This window comes from Saccharopolyspora flava (assembly GCF_900116135.1).
GTDB lineage: Bacteria > Actinomycetota > Actinomycetes > Mycobacteriales > Pseudonocardiaceae > Saccharopolyspora > Saccharopolyspora flava.
Genome location: NZ_FOZX01000009.1, coordinates 74510 through 90842, shown reverse-complemented (window position 1 = coordinate 90842; position 16333 = coordinate 74510). Strand labels below are relative to the sequence as shown.

Sequence of the window (16333 nt, the reverse complement as noted above, 5' to 3'; positions counted from 1 at the left end):
CCCGCGCGTCACCTGAGCTCCATAGCGTTGGTCCTTCCCGAAACCGACGCGAAAGAGGTGGACCATGCACTCCCACCGCCCCAACCGACGCCAGGTCCTGCTGGCCGGGTCGGCCGCTCTCGGCGCGGCCGCCCTGGGCACCTCCGGTCTCGCGAACGCCGCCGGTGCCGGTGCGAGCCGGATCCGCGAGCCGTTTCAGCTGGGCGTCGCCTCCGGTGATCCGCTGCCGGACGGCGTGGTGCTGTGGACCCGATTAGCCCCCGAGCCGCTGTCCGAGGACGGGTTCGGCGGGATGCCCGACCAGATCGTCCCGGTTCAGTGGCAGGTGGCCGCCGACGAACGGTTCAGCGAGATCGTCGCCGAGGGCACCGAGCAGGCGGAGCGGGCGTCCGCGCACTCGGTGCACGCCGAGGTGTCCGGTCTGCGGCCCGGCGCGGAGTACTTCTACCGCTTCCGCGCCGGTGACGAGATCAGCCCGGTCGGCCGCACCAAGACCGCCCCGGCTCCGGGCGCGAGGCTGGACTCGTTCCGGTTCGTCTTCGCCAGCTGCCAGAACTACCCGGCCGGCCTCTACACCGCCTACCAGCACATGGCCGAGGAGGACCTGGACCTGGTGGCGTTCCTCGGCGACTACATCTACGAGAGCGGCGATCCCGGCGCGATCGGGCGCCCGCACGTGCCCGCGCACGAGATCGTGGACCTGGCCGACTACCGCACCCGGCTGGGCCAGTACAAGTCCGATGAGCACCTGCAGGCCGCGCACGCCGCGTTCCCGTGGGCGGTGGTCTTCGACGACCACGAGGTCGAGAACAACTGGGCGGGCGACATCTCCCAGCCCGACACCGAGCCCGACCAGGACCCGGCGGTGTTCCGGCAGCGCCGCGCCCAGGCGTTCCAGGCCTACTACGAGCACATGCCGCTGCGCGCGGCCCAGCGCCCGAACGGACCGGACATCCGCATCCACCGCCGGCTGACCTTCGGCGACCTGGTGGACGTGCACCTGCTCGACACCCGCCAGTACCGCGACGACCAGGAGGTCCCGCCGGAGCAGGTCAATGACCCGGACCGCACGATCCTGGGCGCCGAGCAGCGGAAGTGGTTGCTGGACAACCTCTCCGGCCCGACGGCTCGCTGGAACGTGCTGGCGCAGCAGGTGTTCTTCAGCCGCCGCGACCTCGCCGAAGGCGACGAGGAGTCCTTCAGCGACGACGCCTGGGACAACTACCCGGCCGAGCGCGACCGGGTCCGCGACCAGCTGGCCAACGTCTCGAACCCGGTGGTCATCACCGGCGACGTGCACGCCAACTACGCCGCCGACATCAAGGCCGACTTCGAGAACCCGGATTCGGCGACGGTCGGCGTGGAGCTGGTGGGCACCTCGATCGCCTCCGGCGGCAACGGTTCCGACCAGAACCCCGACGACGCGGTGCAGCTGAAGGAGAACCCGCACATCAAGTTCGTCAACCGGCGGCGCGGCTACGTCCGCAACACCATCACCCGCGACTCCTGGACCGCGGACTTCCGCGTCGTCGACCAGGTCACCACCCCCGGCGCCGACATCACCAACCGCGCCACCTTCACCATCCAGAACGGCACCCCCGGCCTGACCAAGAGCTAGAGCGAGCGGTAGAAGGCGATGTGGCGTTCGGCCGCCGCCTGCCACGTGTGGGCGGCGGCCAGCTCCCGTCCCGCTTCGCGGCGGTCCGGGTCTTCCCAGGCCAGCGCGCTGCCGAGCTCGGCGGCGAAGGCCTCGGGCCCGTCGGCGAAGCGGGCCGCGCCGCCGAACACCTCGCGCAGGACCGCCAGATCCCGCACCACCACCGGGGTTCCGGCGGCCAGCGCTTCCATCGCGGCGAGCCCGAAGCCCTCCTTGGTGGAGGGGAACGCGAACACGTCCGCCGCGGCGACCAGAGGGGGCAAGTCGTCCTCGGCGACCGGCCCCAGCACGATCGGCTCGACACCGAGCTCGACCGCGCGTTCCTCCCAGCGGCGCCGGTACTCCCGGTAGTCGAACAGCGTCTCGCCACCGGCGATGACCAGCGACACGTCGGGTTCCTGCGCCCGCAGCAGGGCGTGGGCCTCCAGCAGGTCCAGCGAGCCCTTGCGCGGTTCGATGCCGCCGACGGCCAGCACGTAGCGGCCCAGACGCTCCTTCCACGCTCGCTTCCCGGACTCGGCGGCGCAGGCGAACCTGTCGTGCGCGACGCCGTTGGGGATGACCTCGGCCTTGATCGCCCACCCGGCCAGCAGTTCGTCGGCCACCGAGCGCGACACGCAGACGTGCGCGCTCGGGTTGACGAGAGCGCGCTCGTGGCACTCGGCCAGCTCCGGCGTGGTGAACTCGTCGAGGTGGTGCACGGTGCGCACGCAGTCGCCGACGGCGTTGGCGCTGATGCAGTCCTGCGCGTGCACGACGTCGTAGTCCTCCGGGGTGAACGCCGCTCCGAGGACCTCGATGGACCGCAGGATCCGCGATCCGACGTCCTCGCCGTCGGGACCGTCGGGAAACGGCACCACGCGGACCCGGACGGCGGGATCGACCGGCCGGAAGAACCCGGTGTCACCGCCTCGGCCCAGGGTCCACACCGTCACGTCCTCACCGGCGGCCGCCAGCGCCTCCGCCAGCGCCAGCGTGTGCACGACGCCGCCGCGGGGCTTGGTGGAGTAGCTCAGCAGCGCGATCTTCACTCGGCGCCTCCTCGGTAGGCGGACGGTCGTCGTTCGTCGAGGTGCCGCAGCACCCGTCGAGCGCGGTCGATCTCAGCGGTCACGTCGATCTCGGCGACGGCGAGACCGGCCTTCGACCAGGTGCGGGCCAGGATGTCGCCGCCCGGGCCGACGACCTTGGCCTGGCCGAGGAAGCGCATGCCGCCCAGGGATCCGGTCTGGTTGGACGAGGCGAGCACGACCTGGTTCTCGGCGGCCCGCGTCTGGTCGTAGAGGTCGAAGAGCCGGGCCTGGCGGTCCTGGGCCATCCGCGGTGCCCGGTTGGTGATGCTGGTCGGCCAGGCCGACAGGCAGGCCAGGACCTCCGCCCCGCCGAGGGCCAGCGACCGCGCCGACTCGGGGAAGGTCTTGTCGTAGTCGATGAGCATGCCCAGCTTGCCGACCGGGGTGTCGAAGGCGTCGAACGACTCACCGGGCGAGTAAACGGCGACCTCGCCTGCGGGCAGGTGGACCTTGCGGTGCCTGCCGAGCACGCCGTCACCGCTGACGCACACCGCGGCGTTGTAGCGCTTCTGGCCGCCGTCCTCGCTGTAGCCGAGGCACACGACCATCTCGGCGGCCAGCGCCGCGACCCGACCGATCACCGGATCGTCGGGCGCGAGCGCCGGGGGCAGGGCGTCGGGGTCGGGGTGGCGGAGATCGGCCAGGTAGCCGCCGAGCGCGGCATCGGGCAGCACCAGCAGCCCTGCTCCGGCTCGGCGGGCATCGTCGATGAGCTTGGCGATGCGGGCCAGGTCGAACTCCAGGTCGCGCCCGAAGTGGGCTGCGGCCGCGCCGATGCGGACCGTGCTCATGTGCGGGGTGCTCCTGCGGGGTAGGTGTCGGGGCGCCGGTCGCGGAGGTGGCCCATGTGCCTGCGCGCTGCTTCGAGGGCGCGACCGACGTCGATGTCGGCGATCGCCATCCCCGCTTCAACCCCGGTGTCGGCGAGCACGTCGCCGCCCGGGTCGACGACCTTGGCGCTGCCGACGAAGCGTAGCGAACCGAAGGTGCCCGCCTGGTTCGCCGAGAGCCACACCACCTGGTTCTCCAGAGCTCGGGCCCGGTCGAACAGGTCGAAGCGCCGCTTCCAGCGGTCCTCGGCGAGGTCGGCGGCGGCGTTGGTGCGCGAACCCGGCCACGCCGACACGCACACGCCGATCTCGGCGCCGTCGAGGGCCAGGGCGCGCGCTGCTTCGGGAAAGGCCTTGTCGTAGCAGATCAGCATGCCCAGCCTCCCTGCCGGCGTGTCGAAGGCCCGGAAGGTGTCGCCGGAGTCGTAGCTGGCGTTCTCGCCCAGCGGCTGGTGCACCTTGCGGTGGTTGCCGAGCACGCCGTCCCCGCTGACGCACACCGCGCTGTTGTAGCGGCGGTCCCCGTCCTGTTCGCAGTACCCGGCGACGACCGTCATGTCCCCGGCCAGCGCCGCCAGCCGCCGGATCTCGGGTCCGTCGAGCTCCAGCGCGGGCGGTCCGGGGTCGTCGGAGGCGCCGTCGAGGCTGAGCAGGTAGCCGCCGAGGCACGCCTCGGGCAGCGCCAGCAGTGCGGCGCCCGCCGATCTGGCGTGGTCGACGAGCTTCTCGACGATGACGAAGTCCTGTTCCAGGTCGCGGCCGAACTCGGCGGCGACGGCGGCCATGCGCATCGTGCTCACGCGTTCCCCAATCCGGTCACCGTCGTGGTGACCGCGTCGGTGATGTCCCCGTCGGGCCAGCGCAGCCCGACTCCGGTTCCCGGCACGAGTTCTCCGCAGACCGCGCTGGTGGCCGGGCCGGCGGGTGGCGGTGTGCGGCCCGGTTCGTCGGCGGTGAGCATCGCGAAGCCGGGGAAGCAGGTCAGCCAGTCACCCGCGTTCGCCTCGGCGGGGCGCGGGACGTCGGCGACGTCGAGCAGCGCACCGCAGCCACTGGCTTCGGCGAGCATGCCCAGGGTTCCGGCGATCCCGGCCATCGAGACGTCCTTGGCGGCTGCCGGTCGTGCCGACGCCGCTGATCCGATCATGGCGCGCAGCTCCGGTGTTCGCCGGTGGCTGGTCGAATCCCATTGGTGCCCTGGGTAGTTGGGGCGCCATCCGCCTCCCAGATCAGCCGTGAGCCGCACGTCGTGCCCGGGGCGGCCGCCACCGCCGGGGATCGGTCGCGAGGTGCGGCCGAGGGCGGTGACCGACAGCGCGGCCGGGACGTCGAGCTGGGTGTGCCCGCCGAGCAGCGGGATCCCGCCGTAGGCCTGCGCGGCGCGGCGCAGACCCGCGAGCACGCGGGTGGCGTGGGAGCTGCTGCGGGCGCCGATCGCGTCGAGCAGGCCGACCGGTTCCGCGCCCATCGCCGCGAGGTCGTTGACGTTGACCAGCACCGAGCACCAGCCCGCCCAGTCCGGGTCGCGCTCGACCATCGACGGCACGATCGCGTCGCACGCCGCCACCAGGTCACTGCCCGGAACCGGGGCACCGTCATCGCCCACGAATCCGGCACCGCCCAGGTCTCCGGGGAGCCCGGTGGTCAGGAGCGGCCCCAAGGCGGTTTTGGTGGCCTGGACGAGGTCCTGCACCCGGTTCACCGGCCAGCGCATCAGCGCGTGCGGGACACCGGCGGTGCGGACCTCGCGCACTCGATGCCAGCCGAGGTGAGCGAACAGCGGTTCGTTGCGCGGCTGCACGGTGGCTTCGAACCGCAGCACCCCCGCGTTCTCGGCGTGCGCACACGCGGCCCGCACCAGAGCCGGTCCGACGCCGCCGGTCCCGCGCGCGGCGCGGCCGACCGCCAGCCGGCCGCCCTGCCACCAGCCGATGTCGGGCCCGTCGGTGGCGGGCCCGAGCCGCACCCCGCCGAGCACCGCACCGTCGGCGGAGCGCGCGACCAGGACGACGGTGCGCGGGTCGTCGTCGCGATCGTCCCGGTCGGTGCCGGCGAACAGGCCCTGCTCGCGCACGAACACCTCGTGCCGCAGGCGCCGGTAGGCGCGCAGCGCGGGGGCGTCGGCCGGTTCGATCCGGAACGCCGGGCGCCGCGCCAGGCTCGCGCGGTCGCCGAGCAGCGACAGGACGTCGGGAACCTGTCCGGTGACCGGGGCGAGGAGTTCCTCGTAAGCGATCATCTCCTCACCCGCCCGCCGTCTTCAGGACCGAGCAGGCCCCGCAGGCCGCGCATCCGGCGCCCTGGTCGGCACCCGACATCCCGGCGTCGCGGAGCAGCCGCGCCACCGTCTCGGTGACGTAGGTCAGCAGCTCAGCGCCGGGTGCGGTGATCCCGTCGCGGGCGGCGAGGGTTCCGGCCATCGGCCGGAACGGGACGACGAACGGGTAGACCCCGCGCTCGATGAGCCGAGCGGCACCGGCGATCAGCTCGTCGGGGTCTTCGCCCAGCCCGACCAGCAGGTAGGTGGAGACCCGGTTGTGGCCGAACACCCGCACCGCTTCGTCCCAGGCCGCTTCGTAGTCGGCCAGGGGCACCTGCGACTTGCCGGGCATCCAGCGCTTCCGCACCTGCTCGTCCAGGGCCTCGACGTGGATGCCGATCGCGGTGGCACCGGCGTCGCGGAGCTCGGTGATCCAGCGCAGGTCGCCGGGTGGTTCGCACTGCACCTGGATCGGCAGCCCCGGCACGGCCTGCAGCACCGCGCGCACCGATCTCACCAGGTTGCGCGCTCCCCGGTCGGGCCCGTTGGTGGTGCCGGTGGTCATCACCATCTGCCGCACGCCATCGAGCCGGACGGCGGCCTCGGCGACCTCGGCCAGCTGCGCCGGGGTCTTGGCCGCGACCGTCGCGCCGTCGCGCAAGGACTCCTCGATGGTGCAGAACCGGCAGCGATCGGATTCGGCGTAGCGGATGCAGGTCTGCACCACCGTCGTGGCGAGCACGTCGGCACCGTGCAGCCGGGCGATCTGCTCGTAGCGGACACCGTCCGCCGTGGTCAGGTCGTAGAACTTCGGCCGGTGCACCGGCGAGAGCTCGACCCCGGTGTCCTCCTCGCCCAGCCACACCCGGCCGTCGCGCACCGAGTACGGGCTGGCGGGGTTGGTGGGCAGCGCGGCGTTGGCGCCGTCGACGAGGACGTGCCCGTCGTCGCTGGGGCCCGCGCCCGCCGGCCGCGCCACCTCGGCGTCCAGCCGGATCCCGCGCAGAGCGAGCTCCGCGCGGGTCGTGATCCGCACGTCCACGGCCGTGCTGTTGGGTGTTCGTCCGGTACCAACGCTCACGACACACCTCCACGAGAAAATGTCGGCGCTCGCTGCGAGGCGGCCTCTCTCCGGGTTCCGCCTCGCAGCGCGCGCGGGGAACCTCAGAGCTGATAGGTGGAGTTGATGATCGCGCCCTTGCGGGCGTAGTGGATGATCGCGTCCTGCACGTCCAGCGGGTGGGTCGGGATGACGCCCTCGATGAGGTCTTCCTCCCGGGCTCCGTGCAGGGACAGGCCGAACCGGCAGCAGTACACCTTGCCGCCTTCGGCGATGAAGGTCTTCAGCTGGTTGTTGATGTTGTGCTCACCGGGGAACGCGGAGTTGCCCGTGGTGGGGAATCCGCGGGTGGCCAGGCAGTTCAGCGATCCGGGCCCGTAGAAGTAGACGGCCGACTCGAATCCCTTGCGCAGCGCGCGGGTCGCCTGCAGCACGGCCACGAAGCTCACCGACGACTCGTGCGCGATGCCGTGCACGAGGGTGAAGTAGGTTTCGCCGTTCTCCGCCTCGTAGTCGGGGAAGACCTTGGTCGACCCGTAGATGCTGGAGCCCTCCGGCAGCGACGGGTGCGGGATCTCCTCGCGGGACTTCTGCTCGACGTCGGTGAGATCAACGGCCTCGGACATGGTTCGTCTCCTCCGGTTTCGGGGTTGTCAGTCGTAGAGCGCGGCGAAGGTCTCGCGGAACACGAGTTCGCCGAGTTCGCCGTCGCCTGCCGCGGCGCGCATCCGCGCGTACTCGCCGGGGAAGTCGCCCCACGGCTGGTCGCTGGCGAAGAGCACCCGGTCGTGACCGATGCCGCGGTGCTCGATCTCCCGGGCCAGCCAGTGCGGGGCGAACCCGATGGCCCAGGAGAGGTCGGTGTAGACGTGCTTGCCCGCGGTGATCCAGTCGAAGAACCGGGACCCGACGAGCTTGATGTGGCCGCTCATCCCGCCGCCGAAGTGCACCAGGTGCACCCGCACCCGGTCGGCGTAGCGGTCGACGAGCGTGCCGACCTGGTCGATGTCCGAGGCCGCGCCCGGCGAGGTGTGCACGTGCACCACCAGGCCGTGGCGTTCGGCGACGGCGAAGATCTCGTCCAGCTGCGGCAGGCACTCCGGCGCGGTGGGCGAGCCGCCGAGCAGGAAGCTCAGCTTCAGCGCACGAACGCCGCTCTCCCCCGCCAGGGCCAGCGCTTTCGCGGTCCGCTCGCGGTCCTCGGGCCGGGCCGAGACCCACAGCCCGGCGCGCACCCGGTCGTCGCGCTGCGCGGCTTCGAGGACGAGTTCGTTGTGGGCGAAGGCGACGTCGGGGTCCGGCACGCCGTAGTTCGGCAGCACCAGGGCCCGTTCGGTGCCCTCCGCGTCGAGGTCGGCCAGCAGCCCGTCGACCGTGGCTCGAGCCGTGGTGTCGGGGTTGACCGCGGGCCCGCCGTAGAAGGGGTGGGCGGGCAGCGCGCCGAGATGCCGGTGGGCGTCGAATACCAGTCTGGTCACCGTGGGGTCCTCAGCTCATCAGGGGTTCGGCCGACAGCGACGGCGGCGGGCCGGTCAAGGTGCCGCACACGTCGGTGATCCGGCGCGCGGCGTCGATGCGCTCGGCGAGGTAGCGCGCGTCCCGGCCGACGCCCTCCATCCGCCCGGAGCCCCAGGTGTACTGCCAGGGCAGCCCGAGGAAGTACAAGCCGGGAGCGCTGGTCACCCCGCGCCAGTGCGTCGGGTAGCCCCGGCCGTCGAAGACCGGCACCTCGATCCAGGTGTAGTCCGGCCGGAACCCGGTGGCGAAGATGACCGAGGTGATCCCGGCCGCCGCGAGGTCCAGCTCACGCGGGTGCTCCGGTCCGGGCTCCCACGCCGGCACGTACCGCGGCTCTTCGGGAGCGTCGATGCCGCGAGCGGCGATGTGGGCGTCGATGGCGTCCTTGATGGACTCCATCACCTGGTCCGCGTGGTCCAAGTTGGACGCCAGGTCGTCGGCGAAGCTCGCCGTGCCGCCGCGGATGTCGTCCAACCGGCCGTGGAGCCGCATCCCGTCGGCGGCGAAGGCGCGCAGGTCGATGTCGCGTCCGCCGTCGCGGCCGGTGACGTAGTGGTTGACCCGGCCGCGCACCTGAGCCGGATCGGCGAACTCGTCGATGCTCTTGGCGTAGTGGCCCATGTCCTCCAGCCACGCCACGCAGTCGCGGCCCCGGTAGAACCGGGCCACCCGGGGAGCGTTGCCGACGGCCAGGTGCACGCCGCGACCGGCGAGGTGCAGGTCTTCGGCGATCTGCGCCCCGGACTGGCCGCTGCCCACCACCAGGACCTCTCCCGGCGGGAGGGCCTCGGGGCTGCGGTAGTCCGCCGAGTGCAGCCGGGTGATCCCGGCGGGGAGTCGTTCGGCGATGCGCGGCGTCCCGGGCACGTGGTAGGCGCCGGTGGCGACCACGACCTGCTCGGCGGTGAGGCCGCCGACGGTCGTGTCCAGCAGGAACGTGCCGGTGTCGGTGCGCCGCAGCCGGGTCACCCGGACCCCTTCGACCAGCGGCGGGTCGAAGGACTCGGCGTAGCGCTCCAGGTAGGCGACGATCTCGTCGCGCACCATGAAGCCGTCCGGGTCCGGCCCCTTGTAGGCGAACCCCGGGAGGTCGCACTGCCAATTGGGCGTGACCAGGCAGAACGACTCCCAGCGGCGGCTCCGCCAGTCGTGCCCGAGCCGGTGGGACTCGATCACGACGTGCCGGATCCCGCGCTGCCGAAGGCAGTAGCTTGCGGAGAGCCCGGCTTGGCCGCCGCCTATGATGACGACCGGGTAGTGCGAGTCTGCGAATCGCTGGTTCTGAGACATCGGTCCTCCAGGAGCGGGGAAGCGAGGGAGCCGCGTCGCTGCCGATGGGGACCATTCCAGCCATCATCGATTTCCGAACCAGGTCATCCGGAATAACGGACGGTTTCCTTGCGCCGCAGTCCGTTTCGCCGACGTATCCGTTCGATCATCCACAGTGGACATCGATGCCGCCGTTCGGGTTACCCCTCGGCGTGCACCACCTGCACACCCCCTTCGTGTCGTCCCGGTTAAGCGCGACCACCCGGCGAACAGACTTTCGATCCGCACCGCTCCCGCGGGCCGCGAGTCGATCATCCACAATGGACTCTCCGGGGCCTCGTGCGAACGGTCGGCCAACGGGTGGTGAAGAGCCGCTACCTGCGGACATCCCCGGTCCGCCGCAGGGGCGGGGACGGGTGACCGTTGGGTACTGTGGTGCCGATTCAACGACGAGCCCGTAGGACGTGAGATGACCAACGCGCGGCGGAAGCTGATCCTCATCCGGCACGCGAAGTCGGCGCACCCGGACGGCGTCGAGGACTTCGAGCGCCCGCTGGGCGAGCGGGGCCGGCGCGACGCCCCGGCGGTGGGCCGCTGGCTGCGGGAGAACGCCTACGCCATCGAGGCCGTGCGCTGCTCCCCCGCCCTGCGCACCCGGCAGACCTGGGAGCTGGCCGGAGCCCACATCCCGGCGGAACCGCAGGTCAGCTACAACCAGCGGCTCTACGGCGGCACCGCGCAGGAGCTGCTGGCGATCGTCCGGGAGCTGCCGGTGACGGCGATGACGGCGGCGATCGTCGGCCACAACCCCGGCCTGGAGGACCTGGTCCACCTGCTCACCGGCGAGTCCGTCGAGCTCAAGACCTCCGCGGTGGCGCTGCTCAGCAGCGAGCGCGGCTGGGCCGACGCCGACGAGGCGTGGACCTGCGCGTCCACCTTCGCCAAGCCCCGCGGCTGACTCCGTGTGAGCACCACCACCGCACCGATCCAGAACCCCGGGTGACCACGCGTTCGACGGTCCCCCGGACCGGCGCGCGAGGCAGGCGTCCGGACCTGCGGGAAGCGGCGTTCTAGACTCCGCGCATGGTCGACATCCCTGGTGAACCGTTCTTCCGCCCCGACGGGGACCTGCTGGTCCCGGCCCCGCACGCGAGCAGCCCGTGGTCGGATCAGATGATGCACGGCCGGTTGTTCGGCGGCCTGCTGGCGCGAGCCCTGGAGGTCGAGCACGGGTCGGAGGAGTTCCGGTTCGCGCGTCTGACGATCGACCTGTTCCGCAGCGCCACGCTGGACCCGGTCCGGGTCGAGACGCAGCGCGTCCGCGACGGCCGCCGCATCCGCGTCGCCGACGCCACCGTCTACCAGGGCGAGAAGGCCGTCGCCCGCGCCAGTTCGGTCCAGCTGCGGGCGGGTGAGCAGCCGGAGGGCGAGGTGCCCACCACGCAGCCGTGGTCGATGCCCGAGGTCACCGAGCTCGGCGCGCCGCCGTCCTCGCCCAGCGCGCAGTGGGAAGCGCCCTTCGACATGTGGATGCTCGACGACTCCGGCGCGCTGACCGACTGGTCGCAGGCGGGTTCCCGGCGCGCGTGGCTGCGCGATACCCACGACCTCGTCGAGGGCGAGTCGATGAGCCCGTTCGTCCGCACCGCCACCGCCGCGGACTTCGCCAGCCCGCTGGCCAACATGCCCAAGGGCGGCAACCTCGGCTTCATCAACGCCGACTACACGCTGACGCTGAGCCGCATGCCCGTCGCCCCGGAGATCGGCATGGAGGCCACCGGCCACCTCAGCGACACCGGCATCGCCACGGCCTCCACGACCTTCCACGACACCCAGGGCCCCTTCGGCTACTGCAACGTCACCGCAGTCGCGACCCCACCCATGTCCTGATCCGTGGTGGGGGTGGGGAAGTTTTCATGAAAACTTCCCCACCCCCACCACGTCGAGACCACTCAGCCCTGGTCTAACTCCCCGGACTTGATCTTCCGGGTGAACGCGGCCCACAGCTCACCGCTGACACCGAGAATCGGGCTCTCCTCCCCCAACTTGCTATCCCGAACGAGCCGCCCACCAGCAACAATAGCGGTCTCCACGCACTGAGCGTGCCCGGAGCTGTAACTGCTCTTCACCCAGTGAACGCGGTGTTCCGGCACGTTGTTCGTCATCCGAGTTATCCCTTCCGGACTCGTCAATTCACCTGTTCTGCCACCTCAGCGAGGAATTCACGTGATTCCACGGGACCGAGGGCAGCAGCCTGAAGTCGATCCCACAACGCGCCGTACGAGGCAACGGCATCATGGGCATCGAGATATCGGGCATCGTCGTGCGACTCGACGTAGACGAAGTCAAGCGGTGTGCTCACACCAGAAGCCGGGATGTTGAGAAGCGTGAAGCGGTAAGCAGCCTGCCCCGCGTAGGTACGAGCGTTGAACGGCAACACCTGGATCTGCACGTTGCGACGACGCCCGACCTCGACGAGGTGAAGCAGCTGCTCACGCATCACCCCAGGTCCGCCGATCGCTCTCCGAAGGCAGGATTCCGACAGTATGAACGAGAGCTGCGGCATTTCACGGCGCGTGAAGATGGTCTGCCGCTCCTTCCTCGCCATCACGGAGTTCTCCAGGTACTCGTCCGTCCCACCGGTGTGGCCGTTCTCGAACAACGCCTGGATGTAGTTCTCCGTTTGGAGAAGACCTGGGACGACTTCCACCTCGACCGACTTGAGGACTGCGGCATCACGTTCGAGGTCCACGAAAAGCCGGAACCAATCCGGATACAGAGCGCGGTATCCCGTCCACCTGCCCCGCTGGTTCTGGCCGCGAGCGAGGTCGAGGAGCACTTCCGCGTGGTCGGCGTCGGCGCCGTAGAGCTCGGTGAGGAGCTTGACGTCGCCAGCCTGGATGCTGCTCTGCGCGAGCTCGATCCGGCTGATCTTCGTCGTTCGGCATCCCAGGTGCTGTGCGGCCTTGTCAGCGTCGACCCCGGCTTGCTCCCGCAAGCGCTTGAGCTCGTTGGACAGCAGCAGTCGGCGGACGGTCGGGGTCGTGGCCATCAGGAAGGTGCCTCCGGGATCTGAACGGTTCGCGATCAGTATCGATCGATAACACCTTCGAGAAGATCCCCCTTTAGAGCGAAACAATACTAGGAGTCCTACATTCACGACCCCTGCTGCCGATGTTCCAGGCAACTCGGTCGGCAGCGCCCTCCTCCCCGACTCGACGCTGCCGGCCGAGCCCCTCACATCGCCGAGAAGGGACAACGTCGTGTCTTCCGAAGCACGAGTCGCACGTCATTACTGGCTCCCGATCCCGCACGCCGACGGAAACGGCGGCACCCGCCACGCCTTCCGCGGCCCGCGCTGGCTGGGAACCTCCACCGAAACAGCGGTCTGCAGCGAGGAAACCCCAATGGCAGAACCGTCCGAAATGGACTGGATCTACTACCCCACCTGCCCGACCTGCCACGCGACCCTCAAGGCCGAACTCCCATGACCCCAACCGTGATCACCGCCATCGTGCACAACGACTACCGCTACGCCCGAACCGGAGCGGAGGTCGAGAGGCTGCTGGACGACATCATCACGACGACCTCGGACTGGGCTTCCCTGCTGTACGCGAGCGACCGGCCGTTCGCCGACGACTCCGATGTGCGGCCGATCCGGCAGCTACGAGTGAGCGTCGAAACCGGCTGGGGCGCGCTCAACTTCGTCAACGAGGTCAAGACCGATGACACACACGGCACCTGGGACTCCTGGAACTCGAAGCCCCCGGTCCACACCCCGAACATCTGGTTCGATCCAGGAACCCCCACCGCCTTCCCCACCTCGGCCGCACTCCCGATCGCCCTCGTCCGACAAGCCATGAGCGAGTTCTGCCGGACCGGCGTACGACCCGAGTGCGTCCGATGGCAGCCCGCTCGCTGGTACTGACCGGATCGCTCTGGTGACGACGGTTCCACGTGGTCGGGCTCTTGACTCTGGACATACACAAAACCATTATCTGTATGACTGTCGCCTCGGTGATGGTGGTCCGGAGTCGTACCGCGTGCAGGGAAAGGGCTGGTCGGCGTGCACGAGAATGCCCTCCCGGAGTCAGTGCACGTGGTGCGCGGTGAGCAGGTGCGGATGCCGGTCCAGGTGCGAGCTGCGACCGGCATCACCGCGCAGTTCCTGCTGCCCGCCGGGCCCGCGCGCGAGACGCTGGCCGCCGCCGGGCTCGAACCCGTGACACCGCTGCCGGGACGGGTTCCCGCGACGCTGGGGTTCATGCACTACCTCGACGGCGACCTGGGCGTTTACCACGAGTTCCTGGTGGCGCTGATGTGCAGGCAGCCGGGCGTGCGCGGTTCGACCGGGGTGTTCATCCACTGGCTGCCGGTCGACGAGCTGTTCACCTGCGAGGCCGGCCAGACCATCTGGGGCTTCCCCAAGGAGATCGCCGCCATCGACGTCACCACCCGCGGCACGCACACCCGCTGCGAGGTGCGGTTGAACGACCGGGCGGTCGTCGCGATGGAGTTCGCGCGCGGTGTCCCGGCGCCCTCGGGGATGGGCGCGATGACCCTCGACGCCTACACCCACCGCGACGGCGTCCTGCGGCGAACCCCGTGGACGATGCGCGCCGGCGGCACCCGGATGCGCCCCGGCGGAGCGCGGATCGAGCTCGGCGACCACCCGATCAGCGACGATCTGCGACGACTCGGACTCCCCCGAAAAGCACTGTTCACCAACCACATCGGCGAGTTGACGATGCGGTTCGACGACGCAGCACCAGTTTCCAGCCGGTCGTGATCACGCGCACCGGAGCAGTCAACGGCGACCACTGGAGAAGTTGAGCACAATGAGCGATGCCGATTACATCGTCGTGGGCGCGGGCAGCGCCGGATCCGTCGTGGCCAGCAGGCTGGCCGAGCGGGGAGCGAGCGTCCTCCTGCTGGAGGCCGGGCGCAAGGACGACCTCCCCACCGTCACCGTGCCCGGGATGATCTCGGTGCTGCACGTCGTGCCGCAGCTGAAGAAGCAGGTCACCTGGAAGCAGTACTCGACTCCGCAGAAGCACGCCCACGAGCGCGAGATCCCGATGACCCGGGGCAAGGTCCTCGGCGGGTCGAGCTCGGTCAACGGCATGCTGTTCGTGCGCGGCAACAAGGCCAACTACGACTCCTGGGCCGCCGAGGGCTGCGAGGGCTGGAGCTACCAGGACGTCTTACCCGCCTTCAAGCGCCTGGAGAACTGGGAGGAAGGCGCCAGCGACGTCCGCGGCGAGGGCGGGCCGATCGAGGTCACGCGGCAGAAGAACATCACCCCCGCCGGCGAGCAGTTCATGGCCGCCGCGCAGGAAACCCTCGGCGTGCCGCGCATCGACGACTACAACGGCGAGTCGCAGGAAGGCGTGAGCATCTTCCAGCAGAGCGCCAGCAAGGGACGCCGCTACAGCTCCTCGCGCGGGTACCTGACCAACCGCGAGCTGCCGTCGCTGCGGGTGCGCACCCACGTGCACGTCGCGCGCGTGATCATCGAGAACGGCAAGGCCACCGGCGTGGAGGTCATCGACACCAAGAGCGGGCGCCGGGAGACGCTGCGCGCGGGCAACGGCGTGGTCGTCTCGGCCGGTGTGGTCGGCTCCCCGCAGATCCTCATGCTCTCCGGTGTCGGCCCGGCCGGTCACCTCAAGGAGATGGGCGTCGAGGTCAAGGCCGATCTGCCGGTGGGCCAGAACCTGCACGACCACCTGTTCGTGCCGATGACGTTCGTGACGAAGAAGGCGCTCCACCGCTCCACCGCGACCTACATGGCCTCCGGGATGCTCAAGGAGGCGCTGGGCAAGCGCGGTGAATCGTGGCTGGGCAGAACGCTGTTCGAGACCGTCGGGTTCGTCAAGACCTCACGGGCTCAGGGCGACGTGCCGGACATGCAGATCCACACGATCCCGTGGAGCTACCCGACGCCGAACCAGGACGAGGACCGGCTCTACCGGACCGACACGCGCCCGGCGCTGACGATCTTCCCGACGCTGATCTACCCGCAGAGCCGCGGCGAGGTCCGGCTGGCCTCGACCGATCCGACGGCCTCGCCGGTCATCGACCCGGGTTACCTCAGCGATCCCGCCGACACCGAGTTCCTCATCGAGGCGATGGGCATGATCCGGGAGATCATGGCGAACAAGACCATCGCCGCCGACGTCACCGAGGAGCTCAGCCCCGGCCCGAAGTACTTCGACGAGACCGCGCTGCGCCGCGAGCTGCCGACCCGCATCCACTCGGTCTACCACCCGGTGGGCACCTGCCGGATGGGCGTGGATGAGCGCGCGGTGGTCGACCCGCAGCTGCGGGTGCGCGGGGTGGACGGGCTCTGGGTCGCCGACGCCTCGATCATGCCCAGCATCACCGGAGGCAACACCAACGCGCCCTCGTACATGATCGGCGAGATGTGCGCGTCCCTGATCTGACGTCGTGACCTCCCCTTTTTGAGGAGTTCGGTGGGGTGGGGGAAGTTTTCATGAAAACCTCCCCCACCCCGTCGACAACCCGAGGCAGAGACACACCCCTGACCTCGGTCTCTGCCCGCGACGGGGAAGTTTTCATGAAAACCTCCCCCACCCCGTCGACAACCCGAGGTGGGGACATGCCCCTGACCTCGGCCTTTGTTCGTGGTGGGGAAGTTTTCAT

Annotated in this window: 16 protein-coding genes; 6 read left to right on the top strand and 10 right to left on the bottom strand. The window is 70.2% G+C overall.

The features are described from left to right. Positions 1 to 64: 64 nt before the first annotated feature. The gene (locus BM424_RS22600) at positions 65 to 1618 is read left to right on the top strand and encodes an alkaline phosphatase D family protein (RefSeq protein ID WP_093421590.1); all 1554 of its coding nucleotides are present in this window, start codon (positions 65 to 67) and stop codon (positions 1616 to 1618) included. On the opposite strand, the gene BM424_RS22595 is transcribed toward BM424_RS22600, so the two are convergent. The 8 genes from BM424_RS22595 to BM424_RS22560 all read right to left on the bottom strand — a co-directional run bounded on the left by BM424_RS22595 (position 1615) and on the right by BM424_RS22560 (position 9688). Beyond that, positions 1615 to 2688: an MSMEG_0565 family glycosyltransferase gene (locus tag BM424_RS22595; protein ID WP_093421587.1), complete on the bottom strand. Its 1074-nt coding sequence runs from the start codon at positions 2686 to 2688 to the stop codon at positions 1615 to 1617. The two genes, BM424_RS22600 and BM424_RS22595, sit on opposite strands and share 4 nt — an antisense overlap. After that, complete coding sequence (locus BM424_RS22590) at positions 2685 to 3521, bottom strand: carbon-nitrogen hydrolase family protein (RefSeq protein ID WP_093421584.1); 837 nt, start codon at positions 3519 to 3521, stop codon at positions 2685 to 2687. The genes BM424_RS22595 and BM424_RS22590 overlap by 4 nt, the downstream gene beginning before the upstream one ends. Then, the gene (locus BM424_RS22585) at positions 3518 to 4360 is read right to left on the bottom strand and encodes a carbon-nitrogen hydrolase family protein (protein WP_093421581.1); all 843 of its coding nucleotides are present in this window, start codon (positions 4358 to 4360) and stop codon (positions 3518 to 3520) included. Before BM424_RS22585 ends, BM424_RS22590 begins: the two co-directional genes overlap by 4 nt. Next, on the bottom strand, positions 4357 to 5799 hold the full coding sequence (locus tag BM424_RS22580) for an MSMEG_0567/sll0787 family protein (RefSeq protein ID WP_093421579.1): 1443 nt from the start codon (positions 5797 to 5799) through the stop codon (positions 4357 to 4359). The genes BM424_RS22585 and BM424_RS22580 overlap by 4 nt, the downstream gene beginning before the upstream one ends. Before the next feature lie 4 nt (positions 5800 to 5803). Then, the gene (locus BM424_RS22575) at positions 5804 to 6901 is read right to left on the bottom strand and encodes an MSMEG_0568 family radical SAM protein (RefSeq protein ID WP_245776052.1); all 1098 of its coding nucleotides are present in this window, start codon (positions 6899 to 6901) and stop codon (positions 5804 to 5806) included. Positions 6902 to 6984: 83 nt separating this feature from the next. Next, positions 6985 to 7506: an MSMEG_0572/Sll0783 family nitrogen starvation response protein gene (locus BM424_RS22570; RefSeq protein WP_093421574.1), complete on the bottom strand. Its 522-nt coding sequence runs from the start codon at positions 7504 to 7506 to the stop codon at positions 6985 to 6987. A gap of 27 nt (positions 7507 to 7533) precedes the next feature. After that, entirely contained in the window at positions 7534 to 8358 is an 825-nt protein-coding gene (locus tag BM424_RS22565; RefSeq protein ID WP_217649799.1) for an amidohydrolase family protein, read from the bottom strand. Between the two features lie 10 nt (positions 8359 to 8368). Further along, a complete protein-coding gene (locus BM424_RS22560) occupies positions 8369 to 9688 on the bottom strand; it encodes an MSMEG_0569 family flavin-dependent oxidoreductase (protein WP_093421571.1) in 1320 nt (439 codons plus the stop codon). A 448-nt stretch (positions 9689 to 10136) separates the two neighbouring features. Between BM424_RS22560 and BM424_RS22555 the strand changes: the two genes are divergently transcribed. Together BM424_RS22555 and BM424_RS22550 are read left to right on the top strand one after the other, a co-directional pair. Next, complete coding sequence (locus tag BM424_RS22555; RefSeq protein ID WP_175548216.1) at positions 10137 to 10625, top strand: SixA phosphatase family protein; 489 nt, start codon at positions 10137 to 10139, stop codon at positions 10623 to 10625. Between the two features lie 125 nt (positions 10626 to 10750). After that, the gene (locus BM424_RS22550; RefSeq protein WP_093421568.1) at positions 10751 to 11557 is read left to right on the top strand and encodes an acyl-CoA thioesterase domain-containing protein; all 807 of its coding nucleotides are present in this window, start codon (positions 10751 to 10753) and stop codon (positions 11555 to 11557) included. A 62-nt stretch (positions 11558 to 11619) separates the two neighbouring features. Here the strand turns inward: BM424_RS22550 and BM424_RS22545 are convergent, their stop codons facing one another. Further along, on the bottom strand, positions 11620 to 11832 hold the full coding sequence (locus BM424_RS22545) for a DUF397 domain-containing protein (protein ID WP_093421566.1): 213 nt from the start codon (positions 11830 to 11832) through the stop codon (positions 11620 to 11622). 23 nt (positions 11833 to 11855) lie between these two features. Beyond that, on the bottom strand, positions 11856 to 12719 hold the full coding sequence (locus BM424_RS22540; RefSeq protein WP_093421563.1) for a helix-turn-helix domain-containing protein: 864 nt from the start codon (positions 12717 to 12719) through the stop codon (positions 11856 to 11858). Between the two features lie 435 nt (positions 12720 to 13154). Here BM424_RS22540 and BM424_RS22530 point away from each other — a divergent pair, with 435 nt between their 5' ends. The 3 genes from BM424_RS22530 (at position 13155) to BM424_RS22520 (ending at position 16113) form a co-directional block, all read left to right on the top strand. Beyond that, positions 13155 to 13595 carry an Imm1 family immunity protein gene (locus BM424_RS22530; protein ID WP_093421558.1) on the top strand — a complete coding sequence of 147 codons (441 nt, stop codon included), beginning with the start codon at positions 13155 to 13157 and terminating at the stop codon, positions 13593 to 13595. Between the two features lie 138 nt (positions 13596 to 13733). Further along, complete coding sequence (locus tag BM424_RS22525; RefSeq protein ID WP_245776051.1) at positions 13734 to 14456, top strand: acetoacetate decarboxylase family protein; 723 nt, start codon at positions 13734 to 13736, stop codon at positions 14454 to 14456. Positions 14457 to 14505: 49 nt separating this feature from the next. After that, positions 14506 to 16113, top strand: coding sequence for a GMC family oxidoreductase (locus tag BM424_RS22520; protein ID WP_093421555.1), 1608 nt, complete (start codon positions 14506 to 14508; stop codon positions 16111 to 16113). Positions 16114 to 16333: the final 220 nt, after the last annotated feature.

Excerpts from the sequence above, each read along its gene's own strand:
- BM424_RS22600 (WP_093421590.1), top strand. The coding sequence starts at position 65 with ATGCACTCCCACCGCCCCAACCGACGCCAGGTCCTGCTGGCCGGGTCG.
- BM424_RS22590 (WP_093421584.1), bottom strand. The coding sequence starts at position 3,521 with ATGAGCACGGTCCGCATCGGCGCGGCCGCAGCCCACTTCGGGCGCGAC.
- BM424_RS22580 (WP_093421579.1), bottom strand. The coding sequence starts at position 5,799 with ATGATCGCTTACGAGGAACTCCTCGCCCCGGTCACCGGACAGGTTCCC.
- BM424_RS22570 (WP_093421574.1), bottom strand. The coding sequence starts at position 7,506 with ATGTCCGAGGCCGTTGATCTCACCGACGTCGAGCAGAAGTCCCGCGAG.
- BM424_RS22560 (WP_093421571.1), bottom strand. The coding sequence starts at position 9,688 with ATGTCTCAGAACCAGCGATTCGCAGACTCGCACTACCCGGTCGTCATC.
- BM424_RS22555 (WP_175548216.1), top strand. The coding sequence starts at position 10,137 with ATGACCAACGCGCGGCGGAAGCTGATCCTCATCCGGCACGCGAAGTCG.
- BM424_RS22550 (WP_093421568.1), top strand. The coding sequence starts at position 10,751 with ATGGTCGACATCCCTGGTGAACCGTTCTTCCGCCCCGACGGGGACCTG.
- BM424_RS22545 (WP_093421566.1), bottom strand. The coding sequence starts at position 11,832 with ATGACGAACAACGTGCCGGAACACCGCGTTCACTGGGTGAAGAGCAGT.
- BM424_RS22540 (WP_093421563.1), bottom strand. The coding sequence starts at position 12,719 with ATGGCCACGACCCCGACCGTCCGCCGACTGCTGCTGTCCAACGAGCTC.
- BM424_RS22530 (WP_093421558.1), top strand. The coding sequence starts at position 13,155 with ATGACCCCAACCGTGATCACCGCCATCGTGCACAACGACTACCGCTAC.
- BM424_RS22520 (WP_093421555.1), top strand. The coding sequence starts at position 14,506 with ATGAGCGATGCCGATTACATCGTCGTGGGCGCGGGCAGCGCCGGATCC.